Raw genomic sequence first — 26,726 nt, forward strand, 5'->3', positions numbered from 1 at the left:
CACGCAGTGGGGGAAAGATTTCCACCCGATTTCCACTCAACCCATTGTTTCCATTCACCCCACATATTTTTTCTCGCCCAATCTTTCCACACCCCAAGACACCTCCCGCATAATCCTGTCATCGCTCCTGCGGGACCGGGTCTGGAACCGGGATCAAGGGGGAGTGGCGGTGACCTCCCGCCCTGGTGTGGTAGCCAGGGACCCGAGGGCCCGACACAGGCCGGCGTGGAACGAGCACGGCGCAAATGCCACTGCCCAAAACCATGCGGAGAACCCGCGGCGTCTTGTCCATGGAATGTACATGGAGCGGGCGTTGTGACTGGCCGACTTCGGGACAGACACCGAGCGGGGCGCGGAAGTCGCGCCACGTACTAAACATTAGGAAGGCACGGCCATGCGCCCCGCTTCCCGATCTTTGACAATGGCCAGACTGCGATGCAGGGCGTGGCGATGATGAAACGCGCCGGCGTTTTCTCCCCCCTTGAGGGGGGTGAGGAACGGTTCGCGAAGCGAACGAAAAGCCAACGATTTGGCTTTTCGAGTGACGAACGCCCGGAGCCCTAGCGTAGGGCCGGAGCGCGAAGCGCCAGAGGGGGTCGGTCAAGGCAGCGCTCGGCGCAGAAAAGGAACGTCGGAGCACTGCCGCAGCGACCCCTCCCGGCGGCTTCGCCGCCACCCTCCCCTCAAGGGGGAGGGGAACGTCGACCTTACTTCCTCGCCCGCCAGTCTTCCCGCGACAGCCGGTAGAGCACATGCCGCTTCAGTTCCGGATGCGTGTCGGGCACTTCGGGATGATCGAAGTCGCCGGATGGCTCGCGGCGCATGCCGAGGCGTTCCATGACGGCGGTGGAGCGGTGATTTTTCTCGACGGCGAAGGAGATGATTTCCGGCTTGCCGAGTGTGTCGAAGCCGAAATCGAGCAGTGCAGCAGCACCCTCAGTGACATAGCCCTTGCCCCAGAATTCCGGTGCCAGCCGCCAGCCGATCTCGATCGTGCCGGAGGGCGCAGCCGGTTCGATCTCGGCGTCGTGCAGGCCGATGAAGCCGATGCAGTCGCCGGTCGCGGCAATTTCTGCCGCCATCCAGCCGTAGCCGTTTTCGGCGTTCTCGGCGCGTATCTCGTCCATCTTGGCGTCGGCCTTGGCGCGGTCGCGGCGGAAGGGGAAGAACTCCATGACCGTTTCGTCGGAGTTGATACGGAAGAACAGGTCACGGTCGCGCTCTTCCCAGTTGCGCAGGATAAGGCGTTCTGTGCGGATCGGTTTCATGCGGCAAACTCCTTCTCGCTGTAGCCCTGAAGATAAAGCAGGGCGGTGAGATCGCCATGGTCGATGCGGACCTTGGCTTCGGCCGCCACCGACGGCTTGGCGTGAAGGGCAACACCAGTGCCCGCCAGGCGGATCATGTCGAGATCATTGGCGCCGTCGCCGACTGCAATCGCATCAGCTGGTGAAAGCCCGAGGCGCGCGGAGATTTCGTGCAGGGCCTCGGCCTTGGCGGCGCGGCCGAGGATGGGCTCGGCAACCTCGCCGGTGAGACGGCCGTCCTTCTCGATCAGGCGGTTTGCGCGGTTCTCGTCGAAGCCGAGCTTGGCGGCGATGCGGGAGGTAAAGACATCGAAGCCGCCGGAAACCAGTGCCGCGTAAGCCCCGTTGGCACGCATCGTGGCGACCAGCTGCAGGCCGCCGGAGGCCAGCGTCAGGCGGTTGGCGATGATGCGGTCGATGACCGCGGCATCGAGCCCTTTCAAGAGCGCCACGCGTTCACGCAGCGCGGGTTCGAAGGCGATCTCGCCATTCATCGAGCGCGCGGTGATTGCCGCGACATGTGCCTTGACGCCGATCTCGTCGGCCAGTTCGTCGATGCATTCCTGGTCGATCATGGTCGAGTCCATGTCGGCGATCAGGATTTTCTTCCGGCGGGTTTCGCTTTCCTGGACGACGATGTCGATGGGTTCGCCATCCAGCGCTGCCCGTAATGCCGACAGGGCCTCGTCCGCCGAAACGGAATCTGGCAGAGCAATATCGCAGGCGATTTTCTCGGATAGCCAGCGAACAGAGCTTGCGCCGACCGCCTGCGAGGCCATATTCGCCAGCGATTGCGAAAGTCGGCCCTGGGCCGGATGGGAAATGAGCGTGGCGACAAGCGACATGGAGAAATCCGGCAAGGCTGAGGGTGGCGGGAGTATCAGGAACGCGATCCTGATAGCCGGGCCGACCGCCAGCGGCAAGTCGGCGCTTGCGCTCGACCTCGCCGAGAAGAAAAACGGCGTGATCGTCAACACGGATTCCATGCAAGGCTATGCCGTGCTGAACGTGTTGACGGCGCGGCCAAGCGCGGAGGACCTGGCGCGCGCGCCGCATCATCTCTACGGCCACGTTTCACCGAGAACGGCCTATTCGACCGGCGCATGGCTGCGCGACGTGATGAGGCTGATGGGCGAAGGGGTGTTCGAGGGCAGAACGCCGATTTTCGTTGGTGGCACCGGGCTCTATTTTCGGGCGCTGGCTGAAGGCATTTCCGAGATGCCGGAAATCCCGCCGGCGATCCGCGACCGGTGGCGCTATCGCCTGCTCGAGGACGGACCCGACCGGCTGCACCGCATCCTGCGGCAGGAAGATCCCGAAACCGCCCAGCGCCTGCGCCCGACCGACGGGCAACGCATCGTACGGGCGCTGGAAGTGCTGGAGGCATCGGGCCGTTCCATCCTGCGCTGGCAGCAGGAACGCGGGCGTCCGCTCATCGATCGGGCAAACGCTCACTTTTTCGTGATCGAGCCGGAGCGGCCGGTACTTGTGAATCGCATCGACCAGCGTTTTGAGCGTATGCTGGAAATGGGCGCTCTTGAAGAGGTGAGGGCGCTGAGCGCATTGGCGCTCGATCCGGCCTTGCCTGCCATGAAGGCGATCGGCGTTCGGGAGCTTCAGGCAGCCGATTCAGGGGAGTTGGAATTTTCCGAGGCAATAGCACGCGCCAAAATTGCAACCAGGCAATATTCCAAGCGGCAAGGCACATGGTTTCGCAACCAGCTCGGGCCGGAATGGAAACGCATTGGGGCAGCCGAGGCTTTGGAAACGTAAAGGGCAGTGGGGAAATTCAACACGGATAAAGCGGCAGTCGCAGACGTCCCGTCTTCGCCTTGCGGTTGCGGGGATTAACCCTCCGTAAGGCCCAAGGTGGCATAACGGTTTACGAAAGCTCGTCAACGGAAAGAATATGCGCTTCCACCAGTCGGAATCGGCTTTTTTTGTATTGATTACCGTTATTCTCGCGGCCGGAGCGGTGATCGTGCATGCCTACGGCGTTCTTCACACGTCGACCGAGACGCTTTACCAGCCGGAGCGGATGCAGGGCGTCGCCTATCTTTCCAAACTGCTTTTCGCGACCGGCGTTCTTCTTGCAACCGCGCTGTTCTTCGGCATTTTCTTCATCTACCCGCAAATCCGCACCCAGGTGAAAGAGCAGGGCAAGCTGCGTGCCATGACGGCCTCGCTCAGCGCCCGCTCGGTGACACTGGAACAGGCCGCGCTCACCGACGCGCTGACCGGCATGCAGAACCGGCGCTACTTCGACGATGCGCTGAGGGAATATCTCGAGGAGTTTCGCAAGATCGACAAGCCTGTCGGCCTGATGATCCTCGATCTCGACCATTTCAAGCAGGTCAACGACACGCACGGGCACGATATCGGCGACGATGTGCTGCGCGCGGTGGCCAGTTGCCTGAAGGACATGACCCGCTATCACGATGTCGTCGCACGTCTCGGTGGTGAGGAATTCGCGGTGGTCGCGCCCAATATGGACGCCGACATGCTCACCCGGCTGGCCGAGCGCATTCGCAAGGCCATCGCCGCCACCACGGTGTTCAACGGCAACATACGCTTGAAGATCACCACCAGCGTCGGCCTCGCCGTCTGGGATCGCAAGGAGACGGCCGAAGAGTTCTTCCGCCGCGCCGACAAGCAGCTCTACGAGGCCAAGAGGCAGGGCCGTAATCGCGTCAGCGCCTGAGAATTCCACGTGAATTCGTGATGCTGGCCTTCTGACACTGATTTTCTGCGCTTACCTAGAGCGCCACGCGTCCTATTGGACGCGTAAAGGACGCTCTGGAAATTTGAGTTGGCGCATGACCCCGAAATCGATTCCGATTTCGGGGTCATGCGCGTGCTCACGTACCTAAATGTACGCTCCGCTCCGGTTCTCGAAAACCAGCGCCATAAGACTCAGCCTGACGAATTCCTGCTGGAATTCTTCCCAAGCCAGCCAGAATTGCAATTGGTGTGGGCGCTGAAAGTCGTTTCGATTTCAATCCGAGCGCGGGCGGAGCCCAAAGGTCGTCGTCTTGAGACCGAAGCTGACATCGAGGTCATCGGCTGCCGGGATTGCGGTCGCAGTTTTGCGATAACCGGGATCGCCGGCCTGGCGCTGCACGTCGACGGCTTCGGAGAAGCCGAGATTCTGCTGCGGACGGGGCACGTTGCGCAGCCGCTCTACGATCGCGGCTAGGTCGACATCCGCATCGTCCGTGCTGGTTGCATCGGAGGCATGACGCTTGCCGGCACCGGGTATCAGATTTGCCGGCAGGCGCTCGAATTTCAGGCGCATGGTGGTCGCGACACCTTCGCCGAAGGCGATGGCCTCGCGCTGACCCATGGAGGACAGAAAGGACAGGGTGGAGGCCGAAGAGTCGGCGATCGCCGAGCGGATGATCTTCTGGTCCTGGTCGTTGGCGAGCCGCATGGCGAAGACCGTCGAGCACTGCGACAGGATCGTTGGGTCGAGATCGCCCGGCCGCTGCGTCACCACGCCGAGATAGCAGCCATATTTGCGGCCTTCCTTGGCGATGCGCGACATGGCGTGGCGGGTCGGCGCGAAGCCCAGCCGTGGATCGGAAGGCATGTAGCGATGCGCTTCCTCGCACAGCACCAGCAGCTTCAGCCGCCCCTCGCTCCACAGTGCCAGGTCGAAGGCGAGCCGGGCCAGAACGGAGCAGACCGAGTTCACCACTTCCGACGGCATGCCGGCCATCTCGAAGCAGGTGATGGGCCGGCCTCCATGCGGGATGCGGAAGATGTTGCCGATGGTCTGATGGATCGTGTCCTCGATCAGCCTGGAGGCGAACATAAAGCGGTAGCGTGGATCGGCCACGGCCGACTCGATGCGCGTCTTCAGCGCGCGATAGACTGGCCGGTCGTTCTTGCTTTCCAGCAGGCCCATGCGCTCGTCGATCTGCTTGATCAGGTCGGCCATGCGATAGGGCACCGGCGTGTCGGCGGTCAGCGCATCGCCGCCGCGACGTATGAAGGTGCCGGCGTTGGGATTGCGATAGAGGTTCTTGGCATGCGGGATCAGGTCGCGCAGGACATCGAGTTCCTCGGGAACGATCTCACGCCCGCGAAACAGCACCTCCGCGAACTCCTCCAGCCGAAACAGCCAGAAGGGCAGGTCGAGCGACGAGGTATCGACCTTGACGCTGAGTTCGGGCAGGGCGTCGGCGAATTCATTGTGCGGATCGAGGATCAGCACGCGCAGATCGGGCTTGGCCTGGATCGTCTTGCGCAGAAGCAGCGAAACGGCGGTGGATTTGCCGACGCCGGTGGTGCCGACCACGGCGAAATGGCGGGTCAGCGTGTCTTCGATGGCGATGCAGGCATCGATCGTCTCGTCCTGCGACAACTGCCCGATGGTGACGGCCTTGCGGCCGGCGAGATCATAAACTGCCTGAAGGTCGCGTGCGCGGATGCGGTGGGCAATCGCGCCGATATGCGGATAGACAGTGATGCCGCGATCGAAGGCCGGCTTTGCCGGCGGCGGGAGATCGCGGACCTCGCCAATCAGCTCGATGCTGACCTCGATGGCGTTGCGGCCGTCATTGTTCCAGACGCGGTCGGATTTGCCGATGGAATAGACGAGACCAACGGTGCGGCAGGCGCCGAGATTGATGGAGATCATGCGCCCGACCGTCCACTGGCCGGTTACCGAACCATCGCTCGCGTCGGCGAAGGCTGCGATGGTGGCGCGGGCGCCGTCGCAATGAACCACGTGGCCGAGAACGCGTGCGTCCGGTTGCGCGTTGTCGCGACGTTCCTGCGAAGTTGGTTCTCCGCCGGATTTCTGCCCGTCGACATACATGGAAATGACTGCGCCTCTCGGAAGTGTCCTATTTGCGAAAAGTCTATCGACATGGGGTTAAGGCCGCGTGTCGGGGCATGGTTGAGCAGTCGTTAAGGATGTCGGTCAAAGTCGCGGGATCGTGATTTCAGAGGCCGCAAATCGGTCACAGGCGGGGATGAGCATCGACGTTACTGAAGGGCGAAAATCTTTGCCCCAATGCCTTCGAACGGCTTTGCGGCAGCATTCTTGGAGGGCGCCATGCGCGTGTCTCTGTCTGGAATTTTCGGCAAAAAAGGTGGCTTGACCGCGATGGCGCTGATCGTGGCGCTGGGCGGAACTGTCTCCGCGCCTTCGGTCTTGCCTGGCAATCAGGCCGCACTGGCTGCGAGCTTCTCCAGCTCGACCCATGAAAGGCTTTCCCGCTACGGTGAGTGGCGAACGTCGTCGCGGTTCGGGCAGGTGTGGGTTCCGACCGTGCAGGCCGGGTGGCGGCCTTATACGGTCGGCCACTGGGTCTGGACTGACGATGGCTGGTACTGGCAGTCCGACGAGCCTTTCGGCTGGGTCGTCTTCCACTACGGGCGTTGGGCTTTCGACCAGGATATCGGCTGGGTCTGGATCGCCGGCAACGACTGGGCTCCGGCCTGGGTCGTCTGGCGCGAGAGCGACGAGGATGTCGGCTGGGTGCCCGCGCCGCCGCCCACGGTCGTCGTCGAGGATGACTGGTGGTCGTTCGTGCCGGTGGTGGCAATCGGTGCAGCCGCGATCCTGCCTGTGCTCAGGCCGGTGAGCGACAACGTCACCTATGTGCGCAATACGACAATCATCAACGAAAACATCACGGTGAACAATTACCGCGGTGCGGGCACGGTTCGCGTCGGCAATAGCGTCGTGCCGGTCAATGCCGGGCCATCGCTCAGCCGATTGCCAAGCACCGTCGTCAAATCGGTGAGGGCGGCGAAGGTGGTGCCGCCGTCCAGCGGTGCGATCGCTACAGCTCATCTCGATCCGTCTAAGGGTGCGGTGATCAAGACGTCGGGAGTAAGGTTGAATCCGGCAGCGCAGCCTTCCGGTTTGGTGAAATCGAATACTGCTCCCGCACCGGCAACGGCTGCGCAGCAGCCCGCAAATCCAGGGGCAGGCCCGAAGAAGCCCGTTGGCGCGACTGCATCCGCTCAAAACGGGAAGAAGCTTCCAACTGTTGCGGCGGGCGCCGGAACTCCAGCCACGCCTTCGGTATTGAAAACCCCGCAGCATCCGGTCAAAGCGGTAAGCGCGGCGGCGCAAAAACCGGTTGCCGTGAGTAGACACGTCACCAATGCCGGCGTCGCATCGCAACAATTGCTCCAGCGCCGTGCTGCCTTGCAACAACAGCGCAAACTCGCATCGGCGCAACAGCAGGCACGCAAGGCAGCGAAGCACCAGCAAGCAATGGCTATGCATGAGAGGTCGACGGTACACCCGCAGGCAAAGGCCATGGCCCGGCATGCGATGGCGCCGGCGCAGGCAAGGCGGGCCGCCAAGTGTGACCCGCACGATCCGCGCTGCAAGCGGCCCGGTTAATTGACGAAAATGTAACCCGGACCCGCCGTTTGACGGGTCCGGTTTCCGTCTGACCGCCGGCTGGCTCGGTTTTCACGTTCCTGTCGACGGCATTTGCTGAAAATGATAGGTTTGCGATGGAGTTGGGTTGGGCGCATTGCGCCCAAGAACATGGGAAATGTCTTGAGAGTATCATTTCCGGTGAATGATCCGGGGTTTGCCGCGCGTGCGGCAACGCCTTCGACCTGCTGTGGACGCCGATGAGGCAGGACGTTGCGGATAAGGCATTGAAGGCGGTTTATGAGGCCGCGCTGATGCCGGAGACATGGCCCGACGCGATGCAGATGATTTCAGCGGCCTGCAACGCTTCGCTGGCGCTTGGCCAGCTGGTCGGCAAGGACGGCTACAACGCGATCGCGAGCCGGGGCAGCGAAGGCCTGTTGCGCGACTATGTCGACGGCGGCTGGCACGAGAACAACCCGCGCATGATGCGGGGGTTGGCGATCACGCAGGCCGGCTTTCGCGGTCTGGTCACCGAGCGGCAGATGTTTACGGCGGAGGAGCGGGCGCGCCTGCCGTTCGAACAGGAATTCGCGCCCAGATATGACATCACCTCGGAAGCGGGCACGGTCGTTGCCTCGCATGCCGGTTCTCACTTCGTCCTGACGGTCCAGCGCGGATTGCGCGCAGGCTCGTTCGAAGACGACGAACTGAAGGCCATGAACCATTTTGTCGACAATGTTGCGGCGGCTTGTTCCTTCGCACTTCGCGCCAAGCTGGAGCAGGCCGCCAATATGCTTGATGCATTGGGTGCGCGCGGCGAGGCGTTGGCTCTTCTAACACCCGCCGGCCGTATTCTTCACTTCACGGCCCCTTTCGAGAAGCTGCTGACCGATCGCCTGACTGTCCGAAACAGTCATGTTCACGCGGTCGAGGCCGGTGATGACGTCCGCCTGCAGGAGTTGATCGCGCGGGCCGCAGACAGGCCGGCGCTTGCAAGCGAGCCTTCGAACAGCGTGTTCCTGCGGCGGGCGACAGGCCGGCCGCTCGTCGTGCGCTGCCTGCCGATCGCTGGTGCGGCGCGTGACTTCTTTGGCTTGGCACGAATGATCATGACGGTCGATGATCTCGAAAGACCCCGCTCGACCGCCGTGCATGAGAGCCTGCGCGACGCCTTCGGACTGACGGCTGCGGAAGTGCGCCTGGCAGTACGGATCGGGCGGGGAGAAATGCTGCGCGCGGCCGCTGCCGGTGAGGGCGTCTCGTTCGAGACGGCTCGCACGCGGCTAAAGCTCATCTTCGACAAGACAGGCACACGCCGGCAGGCGGAACTTGCCGTTCTGATCAGCCGCCTCGGGTGACCAGATAGCCGCCGCAGAATTCTCCTTACGCTGCGTATTTTTCCCGTTGACGCGCTTTCGGAGCGCAACTATGGTTCGCGACCATGAAGACAGCACTCATTCTCGTAGTAGGAAGGCGCGTGGGCAAGGCGGTGTAACCGCCGGGCGAAATCCCCCCATGCGCAAGACACAGGCTCCCTCGGGGGCCTTTTTTATTGCCAAAAATACCGATACGACCAGCAATCGCAAAAAGCGGAAGAGACGGAACCAGACCGATGAGCAACGGACAGAACGAAACCGGACGGCGTGAAATGAGCGGCGCCGAAATGGTGGTACAGGCGCTGAAGGACAATGGCGTCAAGCATCTCTTCGGCTATCCCGGCGGTGCGGTTCTTCCGATTTACGACGAGTTGTTCCAGCAGGACGATGTCGAGCACATCCTGGTCCGCCACGAGCAGGGCGCGGGCCACGCCGCGGAGGGCTATGCCCGTTCCACCGGCAAGGCCGGCGTCGTCCTCGTCACCTCCGGTCCCGGTGCGACCAACATGGTGACGCCGCTGCAGGACGCGCTGTCGGATTCGATACCGCTGGTGTGCATCACCGGCCAGGCGCCGACAATGCTGATCGGCACCGATGCCTTCCAGGAATGCGACACGGTCGGCATCACGCGGCCCTGCACCAAGCACAACTGGCTGGTGAAGGACGTCAACGATTTGGCTCGCATCCTGCACGAGGCTTTTCATGTCGCGACCACCGGCCGGCCCGGCCCGGTCGTCGTCGACGTGCCGAAAGACGTCCAGTTCGCCAAGGGCATCTACACGCCGCCGCAGACCGCGCCGCGCACCAGCTATCAGCCTAAGGTCCAGGGCGATCTCGAGAAGATCAAGGCTGCCGTGGCGCTGATGGCGGAGGCCAAGAAGCCGATCATCTATTCCGGCGGCGGCGTCATCAATTCAGGCCCCGAAGCGAGCCATTTGCTGCGCGAACTGGTCGACCTGACCGGTTTTCCGATCACTTCGACGCTGATGGGTCTCGGCGCTTATCCGGCCTCGGGCAAGAACTGGCTCGGCATGCTCGGCATGCACGGCAGCTACGAATCCAACATGGCGATGCACGATTGCGACGTCATGATCTGCATCGGCGCGCGCTTCGACGACCGCATCACCGGCCGGCTCAACGCGTTCTCGCCAAACTCGAAGAAGATCCACATCGACATCGACCCGTCGTCGATCAACAAGAACGTCCGCGCCGACGTGCCGATCATCGGCGATGTCGGGCATGTGCTGGAGGATCTCGTGCGGCTGTGGCGGGCGACCGCCAAGACCGACAAGAAGACGCTCTATCCCTGGTGGGAGCAGATCGCCAAATGGCGCGCGCGTGACTCCCTGGCTTTCAAGCCGAACAACGACGTCATCATGCCGCAACATGCGATCCAGCGGCTGTACGAGCTGACCAAGCACCTCGACACCTACATCACGACCGAGGTCGGCCAGCACCAGATGTGGGCGGCGCAGCATTTCCATTTTGACAAGCCGAACCATTGGATGACCTCTGGCGGCCTCGGCACGATGGGCTACGGCCTGCCGGCGGCACTTGGGGTGCAGATCGCGCATCGGGAATCGCTGGTTATCGACATTGCCGGCGACGCTTCGGTGCAGATGACGATTCAGGAGATGAGCACGGCGGTTCAGTATGAGGCGCCGATCAAGATCTTCATCCTGAACAACCAGTATATGGGCATGGTAAGGCAGTGGCAGCAGCTGCTGCACGGCAACCGCCTGTCGCATTCCTATACCGAGGCGATGCCGGACTTCGTCAAGCTGGCGGAGGCCTATGGCGGCCACGGCATTCGCTGTGAAAAGCCCGGCGATCTCGACGACGCGATCAAGGAGATGATCTCGGTGAAGAAGCCGGTGATCTTCGATTGCCGTGTCGCAGCACTTGCCAACTGCTTCCCGATGATCCCGTCGGGCAAGGCGCATAACGAAATGCTCCTGCCGGACGAGGCAACGGACGAGGCGGTCGCCAATGCCATCGACGCCAAGGGCAGGGAATTGGTGTGATCTGGGCGTCGCCCGGCAAAGGCCGTGCGGAAACAAAGCAATAGCCAAGAATTTTGAGAACGAGATTCAACAATGAACGCACAGCTACAACCAACCGGCTCCGCCTATTTTATCGCCAAGGAAACCGAGCGCCCGGAAAACCACACGCTGTCGGTGCTGGTCGACAACGAGCCGGGCGTGCTTGCCCGTGTCATCGGCCTGTTTTCGGGGCGGGGCTATAATATCGAAAGCCTTACGGTTTCCGAGACCGAGCATGAAAAACACCTATCGCGCATCACCATCGTGACGCGTGGCACACCGCATGTGCTGGAGCAGATCAAGCATCAGCTCGAGCGCATCGTGCCGGTGCATCGCGTGGTCGACCTTACCGTGTTGGCCGGCGAACTGGGCCAGGACCGGCCGATGGAGCGGGAACTGGCGCTGGTCAAGGTTGCGGGAACGGGCGACCATCGCGTCGAGGCGCTGCGCCTTGCCGAGGCTTTCCGTGCCAATGTGATTGACGCCAACACCGAGCATTTCATCTTCGAGATCACCGGCAAGGTGTCGAAGATCGAGCAGTTCATCGCCATCATGAAGCCGCTCGGGCTGGTGGAAGTCTGCCGCACCGGCGTGGCAGCTATGAACCGCGGCCCACAGGGGATGTAGGCAAGCCATCCTCAAACGGGCTCCGGCTGGACCAAATGATCAGCCGGATGTGAAGAGGCGGATCGTGCTAAGAAGGTCAATACTACTGACTTATATTCGGTGAACGATGTCCTCGGAAGCTTTTCTGGCCCTTCTCGTCTATGCCTTCGTGACCTCGATCACGCCGGGGCCGAACAACTTCATGCTGCTGGCTTCGGGCGTGAATTTCGGTTTCGTGCGCACGATCCCGCATATGCTGGGCATCGGCATGGGTTTCCTGTCGCTGCTGCTCGGCGTCGGTTTCGGGCTTGGTGCGGTGCTGACGGCTTTTCCGGCGCTGCACACCGTGCTGAAGATCGCAGGCGGTGCGTACCTGCTTTATCTCGCCTGGAAGATCGCCATGTCGCGCTCCATGGGCAAGTCCGGCGAGGCGCAGGCGCGGCCGATGACCTTCTTTGAGGCCTCGGCGTTTCAATGGGTCAATCCCAAGGCCTGGGTGATGGCGATCACCGCCATGGCGGTCTATACGAATCCGGCAGCACCGTTCCTGTCGGTGCTGCTGATTTCAGTCGCTTTCGCCCTGGTCAATCTGCCCAGCGTGTCTTCCTGGGCCGGGTTCGGCATGGCGCTGCGCGGCTTCCTGTCCGATCCAGTGCGGCTGAAATGGTTCAACATCGCCATGGGCGTGCTGCTGGCCGCGACGCTGTGGCCAATGCTGAAATAGCGTCAGAACAGATCGATCGCCGGTTTCGTCAGCATCAGCCAGAAAATGGCGAGCACGCTGAAGAATGCTGGAAATCCGCAAGCGAACCAGATCCGGTAGAGGCGGAAATAGCGTGCGGGCAGTTCGGTGCCGTCGGTCGCTGCCTTTCGCGCCAGATTGCGCAGCAGTATCTGGATATAGACGACCGGCAGCCAGAACAGGCCCGTGACGACATAGAGCACAAGGGAAAGCGCGATCCAGCCTTCACCGAGCGACCAGCCGATCTCATGCGCCAGCCACGCGCCGGTGATGGGCTGGAGGATGACGGCGGTTGCGGTGAAGATCGTATCAGCCAGCACGACGGTCCCGCCGACATGGGCGATGAGTGCCGGGTTGCGGGTGCGGTGCACCATGACCATGAAGAAGGCGATGCCGGCGCCGCTGCCGAACAGCACGGTGGCGCCGAGGACATGGATGAGGCGCAGAAGCTCTTCCATGGCTCAGCGCTCGTCCAGTATTGCGAGCGCCACCAGCGCCAACGCGATGGATGGCAAGACCTTGACCAGAGGCCCGAGCGGGTCGACCCATAACCCCGGCGTCAGAAACGTGGCTGCTGTAAGGTAGGCTAGCGACAAAGCGATCATGCCTTTGAGTGCTGTACCGGAATAGCGGCGGACAATGACGCCAAGTCCAAGCGCGATGTCGGCGACGCTGGTGATAAGCGTCAGGGCGGAGGCAAAGATGAGTGAAGCACCGGCGTCCACCAAATGTTGCGTCGAGGCGCCGAAGCGGAGCAACGCGATCGCGCCGGACACTATCCAGAATAGGCTCAGCGTGCCGAATATGACCGGCTTGAGCAGATAGAGCCGGGCGAACCAAAGCTCCTGGACGCCTGCCGGCATGTCCGCAAGGGTTTCGGAAAGGGATTTCAGTTGCCGGTCGGGCAAGGCTGGATGTCCCGAAACGCCGGCGGCGGCCACGTCGAGCGCCGTCGAGCGCAGGGGTGATCGCCAGCCCAGCCTGCCAAGCAGGTCGGCGACTGCAGCGACGGCGCGGGCGGCAAACGCGGGTACGGCGATGAAGGGTGCGGGAGGCAGTCCCAGCCACCGGCGATGGATGGCGACAACTTCGGAAAGAGAAAGTGTTTCCGGAGCGGCAAGGTCGAGATCGCTGCCGGGCTCGATCCTGCCTTCCACGGCATCCGCAACGGCAGCAGTCACATCGTCAAGCGCTGCAAACTGCATTTGAGCGTCGGCGTGAACCAGCGGCGTTACAAGCGGAAACGCCGCCAAAGCCCTCAGCAGCGCCGAGCCGCCGTATGCGGTTCTGCCTATGATTACGGCTGGCTTCAACACGACGAAGGGAGCGCCGCAGGCTTTCAGTGCTTTGTCGGCGGCTTGCTTGGTGGACAGGAATGGAAGGTCGGCAGCGTTGCCGTAGGCCCGTGCCGAGATCTGGACGATGAGCTTTATGTTCAAGCGGGCCGCAGCCTCGTAGAGCGCCCGCATGGCGTCATATTGAACGGCTGCCACATTGTCCCGGGCGCTGTCTTGCAAGGCGCCGGCGCAGTTCACCACTGCATCGATATCTTTCAGCAGTGGCAGCCAGGCCTCCGGGGTGAGCAGCTTGGCGATGTCGGTCGATATCCAGTCAATCTGCGGCATTCGACGTTTCGGCTGGGAAACATCGCGGGCAAGAGCGGTAACGGAATTGCAGCGATCCGACAGCAGTTTCGCAACTGCCGAACCGACGAAGCCGCTGCCGCCTAGAATCAAGACCCGCATTGCTCGACGATAGCCGGTGGCTGGGTTGCGTACAAACAACGGCTGGCCCAAGTCGATGCGCTTGCCGACCGGGCAGGTCGGGCTTAGGTTTCGCGCATGTCACACGATCACGACCATCACCACGACAACGAACTCGATCCGATGGCCGCACGGGTGCGGGCGCTGGAGACGATCCTGACCCAGAAAGGGCTGATCGATCCGGCGGCGATCGACGTGATCGTCGAGACCTATGAGACCAAGGTCGGTCCGCGCAACGGGGCAAGGGTTGTTGCGAAGGCGTGGAGCGACTCGGCTTTTGCCGAGTGGCTGAAAAGCGATGCTACTGCCGCCATCGCCTCACTTGGCTTCACCGGTCGGCAGGGCGAGCACATGCAGGCGGTGTTCAACACGCCGGAAACGCACAACCTCGTCGTCTGCACGCTGTGTTCCTGCTATCCGTGGTCGGTGCTAGGCCTGCCGCCAGTCTGGTACAAGTCGCCGCCTTATCGCAGCAAGGCGGTGATCGATCCGCGCGGCGTGCTTGCAGAATTTGGCGTAACGCTGCCTGCCGAAACGAAAATTCGTGTCTGGGATTCGACAGCCGAGCTTCGTTACCTGGTGGTACCGGTTCGGCCTGCGGGCACCGACGGCTGGAGCGAGGAACAGCTCGCCGAGCTGGTGACGCGGGATTCGATGATCGGCACCCGGCTTGCCGGGCAAGCCGCATGAACGGGCCTCAGGATCTTGGCGGGCAGATGGGTTTCGGGCCGGTCGCGCCCGAAAAGGATGAGCCGCTCTTCCACGCCGAATGGGAAAAGCGCGCGCTGGGCGTGACGCTGACTGCGGGTGCGATGGGCCACTGGAACATCGACGAAAGCCGGCATGCACGCGAGAGCCTGCACCCGGCTGACTACTATTCGTCGAGCTACTACGAAATCTGGACCAAGGCGCTGGAGGTGCTGCTTGAGCGCCATGGTTTCATGACGGCAGACGAACTTGCGCAAGGCAAGGCCCTGAGTGAGGGCACTACGCCGAAGCGTGTGCTGACGGCGGAAAACACGGCTGCGGTGCTGGCAAAGGGCGGACCTTGCGACAGGCCGGTGCCGACCGCGCCGCGCTTTGGCGCCGGCGACACAGTGCGGACGAAGAATTTCAACCCGCAAGGCCACACGCGGCTGCCGCGCTATACGCGCGGAAAGCTCGGCACGGTCGAGGCGGTGCGCGACGGGTTTGTCTTTCCCGACAGCAATGCGCACGGCAAGGGCGAGAACCCGCAATGGGTCTACACCGTCGTCTTCGATGGCCGCGAAATCTGGGGCGAGGGCGCCGACCCGACACTTACCGTCAGCATCGATGCCTGGGAGAGCTATCTTGAACCGGCGTGAGGCGTTGCCCGGATTATCCGTCGATGCTCCGGTCTTTGCCGAACCGTGGCAGGCTGAAGCCTTTGCCATGGTTGTCGCACTGCATGAGCGGGGGCTGTTTTCGTGGAGCGAGTGGGCCGAAGCGCTCTCGGCGGAGGTGAAGCAACCCGGCGCTGCCGAAGACGGCCATGATTATTATGCGCATTGGCTGGCCGCCCTGGAAAAGCTGCTTGCCGCAAAAGGTGTTGCGCCGCCGCGGGATGTCGACCAGCTTGCGGCCGCGTGGCAGCGCGCGGCCCACGCGACGCCGCACGGCAAGCCGATCGCGCTGGAGAACGACCCGCTGCACGGCGGGTGATCTTTCCGAACTTCGACCACAAGCCGCCTGCTTTAAGTATTTGTTTTTACGGAATTCCGGACGGAAAACCGCTTCACACTTTTCCTGGAATTGCTCTAAGAAAGACCGCTCCATGCAAGCTCTCCCGACATATGAAGATGTTCTCGCTGCCGCTCGCCGCATTGAAGGGCAGGCGCACAAGACACCGGTTCTCACCTCCAGCACGATCGACGGTGAGCTGGGCGCGAAGCTGTTTTTTAAGGCGGAGAACCTGCAGCGCATGGGCGCCTTCAAGTTTCGCGGTGCCTACAATGCGCTGTCACGTTTCACCGACGCGCAGAAGAAGGCGGGCGTGCTGACATTCTCGTCGGGTAATCATGCACAGGCCATTGCCCTGTCGGCCAAGCTTCTCGGCATCGCCGCAACCATCATCATGCCGAATGACGCGCCGGCCGCGAAGCGCGACGCGACGAAGGGATATGGCGGCAAGATCGTCTCCTATGACCGCTACGGTGAAGATCGCGACGAAATCGGACGCCGGCTGCAGGAAGAGACCGGAGCGACGCTCATTCCGCCCTATGACCATGCCGATATCATCGCCGGGCAGGGGACGGCGGCGAAGGAGCTTTTCGAGGAGGTTGGCGAACTGGATGCCCTGTTTGTCTGTCTTGGCGGCGGCGGGCTTCTGGCCGGCAGTGCGCTTGCGGCAAAGGCGCTGTCGCCCCACTGCAAGGTCTATGGCGTCGAGCCGGAAGCAGGCAATGACGGCCAGCAATCTTTCCGGGCCGGGCATATCGTCAGCATCGGCACGCCCAGGACCATCGCGGACGGCGCGCAAACACCGTCGCTTGGAAAGCTGACCTTCGACATCATCCGGCGCGATGTCAGCGATATCCTGACGGCTTCGGATGCCCAGCTTGTCGACTGCATGCGGTTTTTCGCCGAGCGGATGAAGATGGTAGTGGAGCCGACCGGCTGCCTCGGTTTTGCGGCGGCACGCAACGCGCCCGACAAAGTCAGGGGAACGCGGGTCGGTGTCATCATCAGCGGCGGCAATGTCGATCTCGGGCGGTTCGCGGCCTTGATTTCCGACGGCGCGCAAGCGTGATCAAAGCCGGAACGTCGATTGCGTCTTGCCCTTCGGGCGCGAATCCTGTCTGTCGAAACCATGGAATTCTCTCCGCAACAGGATGATGCGCTGCAGGCGGTGGCGCGCTGGCTGAAGACCGGAAAACCGCAGGTTTTTCGCCTGTTCGGCTATGCCGGAACCGGCAAGACGACACTGGCGCGCTATTTCGCCGAGCATGTCGACGGGCAGGTGCAGTTCGCCGCCTTCACCGGCAAGGCGGCGCAGGTGCTGCGCTCGAAGGGGGCAACCAATGCCCGCACCATCCATTCGCTGATCTACCGCCCCAAGGGCGAGGAAGCGGTGTCGGACGAGGCGACCGGCAAGACGTCGATGTCGCCGACATTCTCGCTCAACCGCCAGAGCCCGATCTCCAAGGCCAAGCTGGTCATCATCGACGAATGCTCGATGGTCGATGAGGAACTGGGCCGCGACCTGCTTTCCTTCGGCACGCCGATCCTCGTTCTGGGCGATCCCGGCCAGTTGCCGCCGATTTCCGGCGGTGGCTTCTTCACCGAGCACGAGCCAGATTTCCTGCTTACCGAAATCCATCGTCAGGCGCGAGACAATCCGATCCTCAGGCTGGCGCTCGACGTGCGCGAGGGCCGTGAGTTCATGCGCGGCGACTATGGCACCGCGCAGGTCATCGGCAAGGAGCAGGTGACGCAGGAACTGGTGCTGGCGGCCGATCAGGTGCTGGTCGGAACAAACCGCACGCGCAAGCGCTACAATCACCGCCTGCGCGAGCTCAAAGGCTTTACCGCGAGCTATCCGCAGGCCGGCGACAAGCTGGTCTGCCTGCGCAACGACCCCTCCAAGGGGCTGCTCAACGGTTCGCTGTGGAAGGTCATGGCCTCGTCGCGCGAAACGGTGAAACCCGGCATCAATCTGCTGGTGTCGCCGGAGGAGGATGATCCGGACCGCGGGGTGGCCAAGATCAAGCTGCTGAAGGCGGTGTTCGAGGATCCGGACGCCGACATTCCCTGGCAGCAGAAGAAGCGTTTTGACGATTTCGACTATGGCTATGCGCTGACGGTCCACAAGGCGCAGGGCTCGCAGTGGGACGACATCGTGCTTTTCGACGAGAGCTTTGCCTTCAAGGACACGCGCCAGCGTTGGCTTTACACGGCGATCACGCGCGCTGCCCAGCGACTGACGGTTGTGCGTTAGCCGCCTGCTTCATTCGACAATTTCGAACAGAACCGCAGTGGCGTCGTCGCTCATCTTGAAGCGCGGGAATTTGTGGCCGTCGGGATCTTCGACGCGCTCGATGCGGCGCAATTCTTCCAGCAGGGCCGACAGACCAATATCGCGGGCCGCCTTTACGAACTCGCCGACGCTATAGCGTCCATATTGGTCGCAGAGCGCTGCGAAGCCGTCGCTGCACAAAAGCCCTGAGGCGGGCAGACCGATGTGGAGTGGCTCCGTAGCCAGATGTTTTGCTGCTGCGGGCTCCGTTCCCAAGGTCCAGACGCCGGAGTCCGACTGGTTGTATGCGGCTCGGCGCTTGCGCAACTCGTCGCGCACGAGCGGATCGTCGGCCAGAGCCTGGTACGCCGAAAAACCGCCGGTATGGGCGATTGCCAGCCGTGCGCCGTCCCGCTCATCGGCAAAGCCGCCCTTGATCGCGCTGGTGTCGAATTCCGCACCGTCTGCACCGAGCAGAAACAGGCGGCAGTCGCCAAGCCCATGCGTGACCACCCCACCTTCCTCGACGCGTACCAGCTGAAAGCCGGCGATCGGCAGGTTCCACGGCTCGATCGGCAGCGCGTTGGCGGCTTCCTGGACGACATTGGCCGCGCAGGCGTTGAACTCGTGCACGATGTCGCTCATCGCGCGACCGTTGCGCACCATCTCCTCGAACGAATCTTTCGCGAACTGGGCAAGCCATGCCGCATCGGAACCGTTCAGCCCGACTATGCTCTTGCCGCCAAGGCCGGTCGCGCCGTCGATGACGAAGGCGCAACTGGCGTTGCCGCCGGCGGCGTCTTCATTGGGGCGCGAAGGGGAGCCCGGATCGGAGATCGAATCGATGATGCGAATGTTCGGCATGATGGCGGCTGTGTGGCGCGAGGCCGTGACGGGAATGTGACCGCGCTACTTAACCCAACGTCCGCCCGGCGTCACTCCGAGTTCGTGGGCGACGCACCCAGCCAGGCCCAGGCTTCCATTTCTCCTTCGGTATCAAAATGCCGTGTTTCGACCGGGGAAGGGGGTCTGAAAAACCGCTCCAGATACCGCGCGCCGCTGGATTTGCCGACCGTTGCGCAGCGGCGAATATGCTTCGAGGCAATGTCGCGGCCTTCCGACGTGGTATCTGGCGAAATCTGGCTCCAGTCTACGCCGTCATTGTCCACCATCTTCACCAGCAGATCGATGCGATCGTGCAGGGCGTAGGCGCCTTCCAGAAGGCCGTAGAAATTCTCGACGTCAGCCGCCGAGATATGTCCGGTAATCTCGAAGGCGTATGCGTCGTCCCGGTTCGTCTCGATGCGCCGAACCGCCGGCATGGAATCCAGTGGATTTAGCATGGCGGCAACCTCCTGGTGTCAAACATTCCAATCTTGTCAGACTGGAACACATAAAGGGCAATGTCTGTTCCCTCAGGACGCGCTATAGAACGGCTGCCCCCTTCAGGAACAAGGCTGCCGACATGCCCGCAAAACTCTCCGTCAACCTCAACGCCATCGCCATGCTGCGCAATCGCCGCGACCTGCCGTGGCCGAGCGTGACCGGGCTGGGACGGGCCGCCCTTGCTGCCGGCGCGCATGGCCTGACGGTGCATCCGCGGCCGGACGAACGCCACACGCGCCTGTCCGATCTGCCGGAGATCAGGGCGCTGATAGATGACGAGTTTCCGCAGGCGGAATTCAATATCGAAGGATATCCGACCGAGGATTTCCTGCTTCTTGTGGAAAAGCATCAGCCGGATCAGGTGACTTTGGTGCCTGACGACCCCGCACAGGCGACCTCGGATCACGGCTGGAACTTCGCCGAGCGATCAACATTTCTGACACCGATCGTCAGGAGATTGAAGAAGGGCGGATTTCGCGTCTCGCTGTTTTCCGATCCCGATCCGTCACAGGTTTCAGCCGCGCGTGACACCGGAGCCGATCGCATCGAGCTTTATACGGGTCCTTATGGCAGTTGCCATTCCGATTCCGAAAAAGCGCGCAAGGAGTTGGAAAAGCTTGGGAAAACGGCCGATGCGGCGATTGCCGCCGGGCTTGCCGTCAATGCGGGGCATGATCTGGTTGTTGCCAACCTGCCGGCGCTGGCGAAGCGAATTCCCGGCCTCGCGGAAGTATCGATCGGGCACGGCTTGACGGCGGATGCTTTGGAATATGGTATGGCCGAGACGACGCGGCGTTTTCTAAAGGCTTGCGGGTGGTAGGCTCGCAATCCTCGCTGCGGCGAGCTGTCGCGGTGCGACTGTTGCTATTGCGCTGCAGCAGGAGTAGATGACCGCCGCCTCATCGGAGTGTCATGCATGGCCCATACCAACCTTGGTACTGAGGCGGACCCAATACAGCAAGCAGCGCCCGCGAGCGAACACTCGCAAAATGCCGGTATTCTCATGCTCGGCGCTCTTGGCGTCGTTTATGGCGACATCGGGACGAGCCCGATCTATGCTTTTCGCGAGGCGCTGGTCGCGTCCGCCAGCCGTGGGCCGATAGCTTCCGAAGAGGCGGTTCTGGGTGTGCTCTCGCTCATCGTCTGGGCGCTGACGATCATCGTCACCGTAAAATACATCATTTTTGTGCTCAGGGCCGACAACAGGGGCGAGGGCGGAACGCTCTCCCTGATGGCATTGGTGCAAGCTGTGCTGAAAAAGCGCTCCAGGATCGTCCTCGCTCTTGGCATGGCCGGTGCGGCGCTGTTCTTCGGCGACGCGGTGATAACGCCGGCGATCTCGGTTCTTTCGGCGGTTGAAGGCATGGAGGTGGTCACGCCGGCCTTCGATCCCTATGTCGTGCCGCTGACGCTGCTGATCCTGGCGATACTGTTTTCCGTCCAGCGCTTCGGCACCGGCCGTGTGGCCACGGTGTTCGGCCCGATCACGCTGCTTTGGTTTATTGCCATCGGCATTTCCGGATTGATCCATATTGCCGATGCGCCGACGATCCTCTACGCGCTGAACCCCATCTACATTGTCGATTTCCTGGCGGATTCGCCGAGTGTGTCCTTCGTAACCATCGGCGCGATTTTTCTCGCCGTGACGGGCGCCGAGGCACTGTATGCCGATCTGGGCCATTTCGGCCGCAAGCCGATTGTTCTCGCCTGGCTCTGGATCGTGTTTCCCTGTCTATTGCTGAATTATTTCGGGCAGGGCGCCTATGTCCTGGCCAATGAAGGCAGGATCGGTCACCCGTTCTTCGAGATGAATACGGGCTGGGCGCTGGTGCCGATGGTGGTTCTGGCGACGGCTGCCACGGTCATTGCCAGCCAGGCGGTGATCTCCGGCGCCTACTCGCTGACACGGCAAGCTGTACAGCTCAACATGCTGCCGCGCCTCGAAATCCAGCACACCTCCGAGACGCAGCTGGGCCAGATCTACATGCCGCGCGTCAACGCGTTTCTGGCGATCTGCGTGATGCTGCTGGTCGTCGGCTTCCAGCAGTCGAGCGATCTGGCGGCTGCCTACGGCATTTCCGTCACCGGCAACATGCTGGTGACGACGACGCTGCTGTTCGTGGTGATGAAGCGTATCTGGAAATGGCCGCTCGGCCTGGCGGTTGCGCTGACGGCGCTGTTCGGGCTGATCGATGTCGGCTTCTTCGTTTCCAACATCGTCAAGGTCCTCGATGGCGGCTGGGCATCGCTCGTTGTTGCATTCGTGGTGATCCTCGTCATGTCCACCTGGGTGCGCGGCAGCAACATGCTGTTTGAAAAGACCCGCAAGAACGAGGTGCCGCTGGACTTCCTGGCGGAGAATCTCGCGAAGAAGCAGCCCAGGCTGGTGCCTGGAACGGCGGTGTTCCTGACCAGCGACCCGCAAAGCGCGCCGACCGCGATGATGCACAGCCTCAAGCACTACAAGGTGCTGCACGAGAACAACGTGATCCTGTCAGTCGTGACCGCTCCGCAACCGTTCGTGCCCAAAAGCGAGCGGGTGAAGATGGAGAAGATCAACGACCTGTTCATGCGGGTGTCGTTGACCTTCGGCTATATGGAGCATCCGAACATACCGAAAGCGCTGGTGATCTGCCGCCAGCAGGGCTGGAAGTTCGATATCATGGAGACATCGTTCTTCCTGTCGCGGCGCTCGCTGAAGGCCTCGCCCAATTCCGGCATGCCGCTATGGCAGGACCGGCTGTTCATCGGGCTGGCACGCAGCGCTGCCGACGCGACCGAATATTTCCAGATACCGACCGGCCGCGTGGTGGAAATCGGCACGCAGGTGGCTGTCTGAGGCGAGGGGCTTCGCCTCCGGTTACGGGATGATCCTGCGCCGGCGGAAGTCTTCGAAGACGCTCATGAACATGGCTTCGGTGTCGACGAATTCGTGAAACCCGAGGCGTCGCGCCTTGGTGCCGTCGGCGAAGAAGTCGTAATCCCACGAGAAAACGAAATCGCCGAAGCCCCATGCGGAGACATCCTGGTAGGAATGCGGCGCAAGCCCGTGCTTCTCCACCATGGCGGTCCACAGCGGCTCCTTGTCGGCCATGATGGTGTTGAGCGACATCGGCAGGGGTGGGGCGACTTCGAGATCGAAGAACCGCGCGATCTTCGGCCACATCTCGCTCCAGCGGAACAGGTCGCCGTTGTTGATGTTGAAGGCCTGGTTGGCGCAACGCGGGTCGGTTGCCGCCCAGACAGTCGCCCGCGCCAGAAGGCCGGCATCCGTCATTTCCAGCAGGCTGTGATAGGCGCCGGGCTTGCCGGGAAAGCGCAGTGGCAGGCCAAGTTCCTTCGACATCGCGGCATAGATCGCGATGACCATTGCGAGGTTCATCGGATTTCCAAGCCCGAAGCCGACGACGACGGAGGGACGCAGGGCCGACCAGCTCCATGACTTGCCCTGCTGGCGTTGTTCAAGAAACGCCTGCTGGTCGATATTGAACTCGGGCGGCATGTGGTTGGCATCGGTCTCGCGCGCCGGCGTCTTGAACGGCCCTAGATGCGCGCCATAGACCTTGTAGCCCTGCATGAGGCTGACATGGGCAAGGTTGGGGGCGACCAGTTCGATTGCCTCGACGACATTGACAAGCATCGCCAGGTTTGGCGCAACGAGTTCGGCCCAGGTCGGGCGATCCTGATAGGCGGCGTAGAAAATGTGGGTGACGCCGCTCAGCCCTGCGAGTTTTTGCGTTACGTCGTCCTTGTCCAGAAGGTCGACCGATATGTGACGCAGACGCTCCGTCGTCGCCCCGCCGCGCCGCGACAATCCGATGATGTCCCAATCGCCAAGCTCTATGAGATGATCGATGAGGTTGCCGCCAATGACGCCTTTGGCGCCGACGACGAGCGCAACTTTCTTCGCAGATGACATGATTTCCTCCAGATTGACGGTGCTTTCTAAGGATATGGAAGGAAAGGATGCTGTGAACTAGAGCGCCCACAAGAACATGATTTGTGAGTTGAAGTTCACAGACGGCCCTTGTCGCTCAGGCGCGTTATCGGCCAAGGGCGGATTGTTTCCAGCCTGATCTTCGCTGGCGGATTCGAATTGCCGAAAAAGGTCCGATTGCAGAAATCGCGCTTGCCAAAATAATGCAGCTTCGGCATAAGGCTTGCGAACCGTAACGTACGGTACGGCTTTATTTCGATAAGCAGGCTTTCAGGAAGCGGACTGGTGGAAACGGCCCTCGAAACCAATGACGGCGAAGAGCTGACGGAACGTCAAAAAGACGTTCTGAACGCTGTTCTGCGCCTTCTGGTCGAGGAGGGGGACCGCCTGACCATGACCGCGGTGGCGCGGCGGGCAAGCTGCTCCAAGGAAACGCTCTACAAATGGTTCGGCGACCGCGACGGCCTTTTGACCGCCACCGTGCGGTGGCAGGCCTCGAAGGTGCGGGCCGGCAATTACGACCGCCAGCATCTCGATGCGACAGCGCTGCGCGCCAGCCTCGAGGGTTTTGCCGCCAATTGGCTTTCGGTGATTTCGTCGCGGACCTCGATTGCGCTGAACCGGGTCGCGATCTCTCATGCCGGCTCCGGCGAGGATAATCTTGGCGCCATCGTGCTCGACAATGGGCGCATCGCGATCGGCGAGCGGCTGAAGCCGCTGCTGGAGGCTGGCCGCGATGCGGGCCTGCTCGACTTCAGCGACACCGAAACGGCTTTCCGGACCTTTTTCGGTCTGGTCGGCCGCGACGTGCAAATCCGGTTGCTGCTCGGCGACCGGCTCGAATTGACTGACGCGGAGATCGGCCGGGATGCGGCCGAGGCGACGCGTCAGTTTCTCGCTCTCTACAGAGCAAAAACCGGGGCGGCCTGAGCCGGCCCTGAAACACCCCGAAGGGAAGGAAGACAAAATGCGCGTTTATTACGATCGTGATGCCGATCTCAATCTGATCAAGGGCAAGAAGGTCGCCATCATCGGCTATGGCTCGCAGGGCCGCGCCCATGCGCTCAACCTCAAGGATTCCGGCGCAAAGGAACTTGCCGTCGCCCTGAAGGCCGGCTCGGCAACCGCCAAGAAGGTCGAGGCAGACGGCCTCAAGGTCATGACCGTTGCAGAAGCCGCCAAGTGGGCCGACCTGATGATGATGGCGACGCCTGACGAGCTGCAGGCCGACATCTACCGCGACGAAATCGCGCCGAACATCCGCGACGGTGCAGCCATTGCCTTCGCGCACGGCCTCAACGTGCATTTCGGCCTGATCGAGCCGAAGAAGACCGTCGACGTTCTGATGGTTGCGCCGAAGGGCCCGGGCCATACGGTGCGCGGCGAATACCAGAAGGGCGGCGGCGTGCCTTGCCTCGTGGCCGTTCATCAGGACGCTTCGGGCAACGCACTTGACCTCGGCCTGTCCTATGCCTGCGGCGTCGGCGGCGGCCGTTCGGGCATCATCGAGACCAACTTCAAGGAAGAGTGCGAAACCGATCTGTTCGGTGAGCAGGTCGTTCTCTGCGGCGGTCTGGTCGAACTGATCCGCGCCGGTTTCGAGACGCTGGTCGAAGGCGGCTATGCGCCGGAAATGGCTTATTTCGAGTGCCTGCATGAAGTGAAGCTGATCGTCGACCTGATCTATGAAGGCGGCATCGCCAACATGAACTACTCGATCTCGAACACCGCCGAATGGGGCGAATATGTTTCGGGCCCGCGCATCATCACCGCCGAGACCAAGGCCGAGATGAAGCGCGTTCTGAAGGACATCCAGACCGGCAAGTTCACCTCCGACTGGATGCAGGAATACCGTTCGGGCGCCTCGCGCTTCAAGGGCATCCGCCGCATGAACGACAGCCACCAGATCGAGGAAGTCGGTTCGAAGCTGCGTGCCATGATGCCGTGGATCGCCAAGAACCAGCTGGTCGACAAGGCCAAGAACTGAGGCGATCCACGTCTCTTTTCTCTGCGCGTTCTCGGGCTTTGCCCTGCGGGCGCGCGGGGAATCGCCAAGAACCAGCTGGTCGACAAGACGAAGAACTAAGGCGACCAGACCTTATCTATGAGAAAGCCGGCGGAGCAATCCGCCGGCTTTTTCGTGTCACCCGTAGTGCCAGCTGGGCTTGGGCTCGGTGCCGGTGAACTGGACGCCGATGCGGTCTTCCTTGCGCCAGCGCACGACAGACTTGTAGGCAATGCCGTCGACAGGCACGTAAAGCAGGAATTCCGGCGGGACCTGCGAATAGATCGAAATCTTAAGCTCTGCGCCGTCCTTGTGCATGTTGCGGATGGTGCATTTGACCTCGGAATTTGTGATGCCGCTCAAGATCGACGCACCCTTCAGCACACGCTGGCGGTGTTGGCGTCTGTTCTCGGCATCTTCAGGCTCAGCCACGCGGAGCTCCCCAAACGCTTGCGCATAGTGATTTGACGGTCTGCGAAAATCATAGGTTCCGACGTTCAAGAAATCCTTAAGCCATTGCTTAAATGCCATCCGCGGAGCGCACGCGAAAACGGCGCCGTCCCGGACGGCGCCGTTCTCAAACGCAGTGGAAGACGCTTCCATCTGTTAGCTGTAGGGCGACCAGCACTGCTGCCGCGGCCCGCCATAGGGCTGGAACGTGTTGTCATAGGCGCGATAGGAGCGGTAGCGGTTGTAGCACCAGTTGACATGCGCGCGTGAAAGCCGCGCACGCTGGTAACGGCGTGGCTGAACGTAGCGATATTGGGGCTCGTAGTAGCGGTAGGCCGGCGCCGAGAAATTGAAATAGATGCCGGAGCCGCCGTAATAGTCGTCATAGCCACCGTAATAGGGACGTGGGCGATAGTGGCGATAGCGCCAGCGGTCGTCGCGGTAACGCCAGCTTTCGTTGTTGCGCCAACGCGGGCGATCCCAGTTGCGGCGCGGCCGCTCCCAATTGCCCGGCCGGTTCCAGCCCTGCCGGAATTCACGGTCGCGCTGACGGATGACAACGCCGCCGCCACCGCCGCCGCGACGGAAGCATGATGAGCCCGGCGGGCAGCCCGGCTCCCATTCGCCGCTGCCGACTTTTATGAGCGGCAGGGTGTTTTCCGTGGCCGGTGTCATGCCCTGCAATGGGGCCGCGGCGGGAAGAGCAAGAGCCGGCGCGGAAACGCCAGCCAGAACGCCGAGGGCAATCAGCCCCGAGCGCACCAATGACGAAAGGTTCGGTTTCATT

General features: G+C 62.0%; 26 protein-coding genes. 16 read left to right on the plus strand and 10 right to left on the minus strand.

The window, feature by feature from the left end:
• Positions 1-707 precede the first annotated feature (707 nt).
• Complete coding sequence (locus DZG07_RS10420; RefSeq protein ID WP_119816712.1) at positions 708-1,268, minus strand: GNAT family N-acetyltransferase; 561 nt, start codon at positions 1,266-1,268, stop codon at positions 708-710.
• Positions 1,265-2,152, minus strand: coding sequence for a phosphoserine phosphatase SerB (gene serB / locus DZG07_RS10425; RefSeq protein WP_119821597.1), 888 nt, complete (start codon positions 2,150-2,152; stop codon positions 1,265-1,267). Before serB ends, DZG07_RS10420 begins: the two co-directional genes overlap by 4 nt.
• On the opposite strand from serB, the gene miaA reads away from it, so the two are divergent.
• Together miaA and DZG07_RS10435 are read left to right on the plus strand one after the other, a co-directional pair.
• Positions 2,130-3,080: a tRNA (adenosine(37)-N6)-dimethylallyltransferase MiaA gene (gene miaA / locus DZG07_RS10430; RefSeq protein ID WP_119821599.1), complete on the plus strand. Its 951-nt coding sequence runs from the start codon at positions 2,130-2,132 to the stop codon at positions 3,078-3,080. The two genes, serB and miaA, sit on opposite strands and share 23 nt — an antisense overlap.
• 136 nt (positions 3,081-3,216) lie before the next feature.
• The gene (locus DZG07_RS10435) at positions 3,217-4,008 is read left to right on the plus strand and encodes a GGDEF domain-containing protein (protein WP_091914823.1); all 792 of its coding nucleotides are present in this window, start codon (positions 3,217-3,219) and stop codon (positions 4,006-4,008) included.
• 294 nt (positions 4,009-4,302) lie between these two features.
• Here the strand turns inward: DZG07_RS10435 and DZG07_RS10440 are convergent, their stop codons facing one another.
• Positions 4,303-6,129 (minus strand): ATP-binding protein, encoded by a 1,827-nt coding sequence (locus DZG07_RS10440; RefSeq protein WP_119816714.1) that lies wholly within the window; start codon positions 6,127-6,129, stop codon positions 4,303-4,305.
• 240 nt (positions 6,130-6,369) lie between these two features.
• On the opposite strand from DZG07_RS10440, the gene DZG07_RS10445 reads away from it, so the two are divergent.
• The 5 genes from DZG07_RS10445 to DZG07_RS10465 all read left to right on the plus strand — a co-directional run bounded on the left by DZG07_RS10445 (position 6,370) and on the right by DZG07_RS10465 (position 12,404).
• A complete protein-coding gene (locus DZG07_RS10445; protein WP_245429617.1) occupies positions 6,370-7,674 on the plus strand; it encodes a DUF6600 domain-containing protein in 1,305 nt (434 codons plus the stop codon).
• Between the two features lie 266 nt (positions 7,675-7,940).
• The gene (locus DZG07_RS10450) at positions 7,941-9,014 is read left to right on the plus strand and encodes a helix-turn-helix transcriptional regulator (protein ID WP_133304738.1); all 1,074 of its coding nucleotides are present in this window, start codon (positions 7,941-7,943) and stop codon (positions 9,012-9,014) included.
• A gap of 254 nt (positions 9,015-9,268) precedes the next feature.
• Complete coding sequence (locus DZG07_RS10455; protein ID WP_119816720.1) at positions 9,269-11,056, plus strand: acetolactate synthase 3 large subunit; 1,788 nt, start codon at positions 9,269-9,271, stop codon at positions 11,054-11,056.
• A 72-nt stretch (positions 11,057-11,128) separates the two neighbouring features.
• Positions 11,129-11,701, plus strand: a complete 573-nt coding sequence (gene ilvN, locus DZG07_RS10460; protein WP_091914830.1) for an acetolactate synthase small subunit — start codon at positions 11,129-11,131, stop codon at positions 11,699-11,701.
• A 106-nt stretch (positions 11,702-11,807) separates the two neighbouring features.
• Entirely contained in the window at positions 11,808-12,404 is a 597-nt protein-coding gene (locus DZG07_RS10465; protein ID WP_091914832.1) for a LysE family translocator, read from the plus strand.
• A 2-nt stretch (positions 12,405-12,406) separates the two neighbouring features.
• Here the strand turns inward: DZG07_RS10465 and DZG07_RS10470 are convergent, their stop codons facing one another.
• Entirely contained in the window at positions 12,407-12,880 is a 474-nt protein-coding gene (locus DZG07_RS10470; protein WP_119816723.1) for a DUF2269 domain-containing protein, read from the minus strand.
• A 3-nt stretch (positions 12,881-12,883) separates the two neighbouring features.
• Complete coding sequence (locus DZG07_RS10475) at positions 12,884-14,167, minus strand: SDR family oxidoreductase (protein ID WP_119816726.1); 1,284 nt, start codon at positions 14,165-14,167, stop codon at positions 12,884-12,886.
• A gap of 96 nt (positions 14,168-14,263) precedes the next feature.
• Between DZG07_RS10475 and nthA the strand changes: the two genes are divergently transcribed.
• The 5 genes from nthA (at position 14,264) to DZG07_RS10500 (ending at position 18,143) form a co-directional block, all read left to right on the plus strand.
• Positions 14,264-14,875: a nitrile hydratase subunit alpha gene (nthA, locus tag DZG07_RS10480; RefSeq protein ID WP_119816729.1), complete on the plus strand. Its 612-nt coding sequence runs from the start codon at positions 14,264-14,266 to the stop codon at positions 14,873-14,875.
• Positions 14,872-15,531, plus strand: coding sequence for a nitrile hydratase subunit beta (gene nthB / locus DZG07_RS10485; protein WP_119816732.1), 660 nt, complete (start codon positions 14,872-14,874; stop codon positions 15,529-15,531). The genes nthA and nthB overlap by 4 nt, the downstream gene beginning before the upstream one ends.
• On the plus strand, positions 15,518-15,868 hold the full coding sequence (locus DZG07_RS10490) for a nitrile hydratase accessory protein (protein ID WP_119816733.1): 351 nt from the start codon (positions 15,518-15,520) through the stop codon (positions 15,866-15,868). The genes nthB and DZG07_RS10490 overlap by 14 nt, the downstream gene beginning before the upstream one ends.
• Before the next feature lie 112 nt (positions 15,869-15,980).
• Positions 15,981-16,955, plus strand: coding sequence for a threo-3-hydroxy-L-aspartate ammonia-lyase (locus DZG07_RS10495; RefSeq protein ID WP_119816736.1), 975 nt, complete (start codon positions 15,981-15,983; stop codon positions 16,953-16,955).
• A gap of 60 nt (positions 16,956-17,015) precedes the next feature.
• Positions 17,016-18,143, plus strand: a complete 1,128-nt coding sequence (locus DZG07_RS10500) for an ATP-dependent RecD-like DNA helicase (RefSeq protein ID WP_119816739.1) — start codon at positions 17,016-17,018, stop codon at positions 18,141-18,143.
• Positions 18,144-18,152: 9 nt separating this feature from the next.
• On the opposite strand, the gene DZG07_RS10505 is transcribed toward DZG07_RS10500, so the two are convergent.
• Both DZG07_RS10505 and DZG07_RS10510 read right to left on the minus strand, forming a co-directional pair.
• Positions 18,153-19,025 carry a hypothetical protein gene (locus tag DZG07_RS10505; protein WP_119816742.1) on the minus strand — a complete coding sequence of 291 codons (873 nt, stop codon included), beginning with the start codon at positions 19,023-19,025 and terminating at the stop codon, positions 18,153-18,155.
• Between the two features lie 71 nt (positions 19,026-19,096).
• Entirely contained in the window at positions 19,097-19,504 is a 408-nt protein-coding gene (locus DZG07_RS10510) for an STAS/SEC14 domain-containing protein (RefSeq protein WP_119816744.1), read from the minus strand.
• A gap of 122 nt (positions 19,505-19,626) precedes the next feature.
• Between DZG07_RS10510 and DZG07_RS10515 the strand changes: the two genes are divergently transcribed.
• Positions 19,627-20,367 carry a pyridoxine 5'-phosphate synthase gene (locus DZG07_RS10515; protein WP_091914850.1) on the plus strand — a complete coding sequence of 247 codons (741 nt, stop codon included), beginning with the start codon at positions 19,627-19,629 and terminating at the stop codon, positions 20,365-20,367.
• Positions 20,368-20,463: 96 nt separating this feature from the next.
• Positions 20,464-22,386: a potassium transporter Kup gene (locus DZG07_RS10520; protein WP_091914852.1), complete on the plus strand. Its 1,923-nt coding sequence runs from the start codon at positions 20,464-20,466 to the stop codon at positions 22,384-22,386.
• A 21-nt stretch (positions 22,387-22,407) separates the two neighbouring features.
• On the opposite strand, the gene DZG07_RS10525 is transcribed toward DZG07_RS10520, so the two are convergent.
• Entirely contained in the window at positions 22,408-23,466 is a 1,059-nt protein-coding gene (locus DZG07_RS10525) for an SDR family oxidoreductase (protein WP_119816747.1), read from the minus strand.
• A gap of 303 nt (positions 23,467-23,769) precedes the next feature.
• Between DZG07_RS10525 and DZG07_RS10530 the strand changes: the two genes are divergently transcribed.
• Together DZG07_RS10530 and ilvC are read left to right on the plus strand one after the other, a co-directional pair.
• Positions 23,770-24,414 (plus strand): TetR/AcrR family transcriptional regulator C-terminal domain-containing protein, encoded by a 645-nt coding sequence (locus DZG07_RS10530; RefSeq protein ID WP_091914856.1) that lies wholly within the window; start codon positions 23,770-23,772, stop codon positions 24,412-24,414.
• Between the two features lie 37 nt (positions 24,415-24,451).
• Positions 24,452-25,471 (plus strand): ketol-acid reductoisomerase, encoded by a 1,020-nt coding sequence (gene ilvC / locus DZG07_RS10535; RefSeq protein ID WP_091914860.1) that lies wholly within the window; start codon positions 24,452-24,454, stop codon positions 25,469-25,471.
• Positions 25,472-25,627: 156 nt separating this feature from the next.
• On the opposite strand, the gene DZG07_RS10540 is transcribed toward ilvC, so the two are convergent.
• Positions 25,628-25,921, minus strand: coding sequence for a PilZ domain-containing protein (locus DZG07_RS10540; RefSeq protein WP_119821603.1), 294 nt, complete (start codon positions 25,919-25,921; stop codon positions 25,628-25,630).
• A gap of 174 nt (positions 25,922-26,095) precedes the next feature.
• Positions 26,096-26,725, minus strand: a complete 630-nt coding sequence (locus DZG07_RS10545) for a BA14K family protein (protein WP_119816750.1) — start codon at positions 26,723-26,725, stop codon at positions 26,096-26,098.
• Position 26,726 lies beyond the last annotated feature (1 nt).

Source organism: Mesorhizobium sp. DCY119, from assembly GCF_003590645.1.
GTDB lineage: Bacteria > Pseudomonadota > Alphaproteobacteria > Rhizobiales > Rhizobiaceae > Mesorhizobium_M.

Excerpts from the sequence above, each read along its gene's own strand:
- ilvC (WP_091914860.1), top strand. The coding sequence starts at position 24,452 with ATGCGCGTTTATTACGATCGTGATGCCGATCTCAATCTGATCAAGGGC.
- DZG07_RS10510 (WP_119816744.1), bottom strand. The coding sequence starts at position 19,504 with ATGCTAAATCCACTGGATTCCATGCCGGCGGTTCGGCGCATCGAGACG.
- DZG07_RS10465 (WP_091914832.1), top strand. The coding sequence starts at position 11,808 with ATGTCCTCGGAAGCTTTTCTGGCCCTTCTCGTCTATGCCTTCGTGACC.
- DZG07_RS10520 (WP_091914852.1), top strand. The coding sequence starts at position 20,464 with ATGGCCCATACCAACCTTGGTACTGAGGCGGACCCAATACAGCAAGCA.
- DZG07_RS10440 (WP_119816714.1), bottom strand. The coding sequence starts at position 6,129 with ATGTATGTCGACGGGCAGAAATCCGGCGGAGAACCAACTTCGCAGGAA.
- DZG07_RS10525 (WP_119816747.1), bottom strand. The coding sequence starts at position 23,466 with ATGTCATCTGCGAAGAAAGTTGCGCTCGTCGTCGGCGCCAAAGGCGTC.
- serB (WP_119821597.1), bottom strand. The coding sequence starts at position 2,152 with ATGTCGCTTGTCGCCACGCTCATTTCCCATCCGGCCCAGGGCCGACTT.
- nthA (WP_119816729.1), top strand. The coding sequence starts at position 14,264 with ATGTCACACGATCACGACCATCACCACGACAACGAACTCGATCCGATG.
- miaA (WP_119821599.1), top strand. The coding sequence starts at position 2,130 with ATGAGCGTGGCGACAAGCGACATGGAGAAATCCGGCAAGGCTGAGGGT.
- DZG07_RS10505 (WP_119816742.1), bottom strand. The coding sequence starts at position 19,025 with ATGCCGAACATTCGCATCATCGATTCGATCTCCGATCCGGGCTCCCCT.
- DZG07_RS10470 (WP_119816723.1), bottom strand. The coding sequence starts at position 12,880 with ATGGAAGAGCTTCTGCGCCTCATCCATGTCCTCGGCGCCACCGTGCTG.
- DZG07_RS10500 (WP_119816739.1), top strand. The coding sequence starts at position 17,016 with ATGGAATTCTCTCCGCAACAGGATGATGCGCTGCAGGCGGTGGCGCGC.
- DZG07_RS10445 (WP_245429617.1), top strand. The coding sequence starts at position 6,370 with ATGCGCGTGTCTCTGTCTGGAATTTTCGGCAAAAAAGGTGGCTTGACC.
- DZG07_RS10515 (WP_091914850.1), top strand. The coding sequence starts at position 19,627 with ATGCCCGCAAAACTCTCCGTCAACCTCAACGCCATCGCCATGCTGCGC.
- DZG07_RS10495 (WP_119816736.1), top strand. The coding sequence starts at position 15,981 with ATGCAAGCTCTCCCGACATATGAAGATGTTCTCGCTGCCGCTCGCCGC.
- DZG07_RS10435 (WP_091914823.1), top strand. The coding sequence starts at position 3,217 with ATGCGCTTCCACCAGTCGGAATCGGCTTTTTTTGTATTGATTACCGTT.
- DZG07_RS10420 (WP_119816712.1), bottom strand. The coding sequence starts at position 1,268 with ATGAAACCGATCCGCACAGAACGCCTTATCCTGCGCAACTGGGAAGAG.
- DZG07_RS10475 (WP_119816726.1), bottom strand. The coding sequence starts at position 14,167 with ATGCGGGTCTTGATTCTAGGCGGCAGCGGCTTCGTCGGTTCGGCAGTT.
- ilvN (WP_091914830.1), top strand. The coding sequence starts at position 11,129 with ATGAACGCACAGCTACAACCAACCGGCTCCGCCTATTTTATCGCCAAG.
- DZG07_RS10545 (WP_119816750.1), bottom strand. The coding sequence starts at position 26,725 with ATGAAACCGAACCTTTCGTCATTGGTGCGCTCGGGGCTGATTGCCCTC.
- nthB (WP_119816732.1), top strand. The coding sequence starts at position 14,872 with ATGAACGGGCCTCAGGATCTTGGCGGGCAGATGGGTTTCGGGCCGGTC.
- DZG07_RS10455 (WP_119816720.1), top strand. The coding sequence starts at position 9,269 with ATGAGCAACGGACAGAACGAAACCGGACGGCGTGAAATGAGCGGCGCC.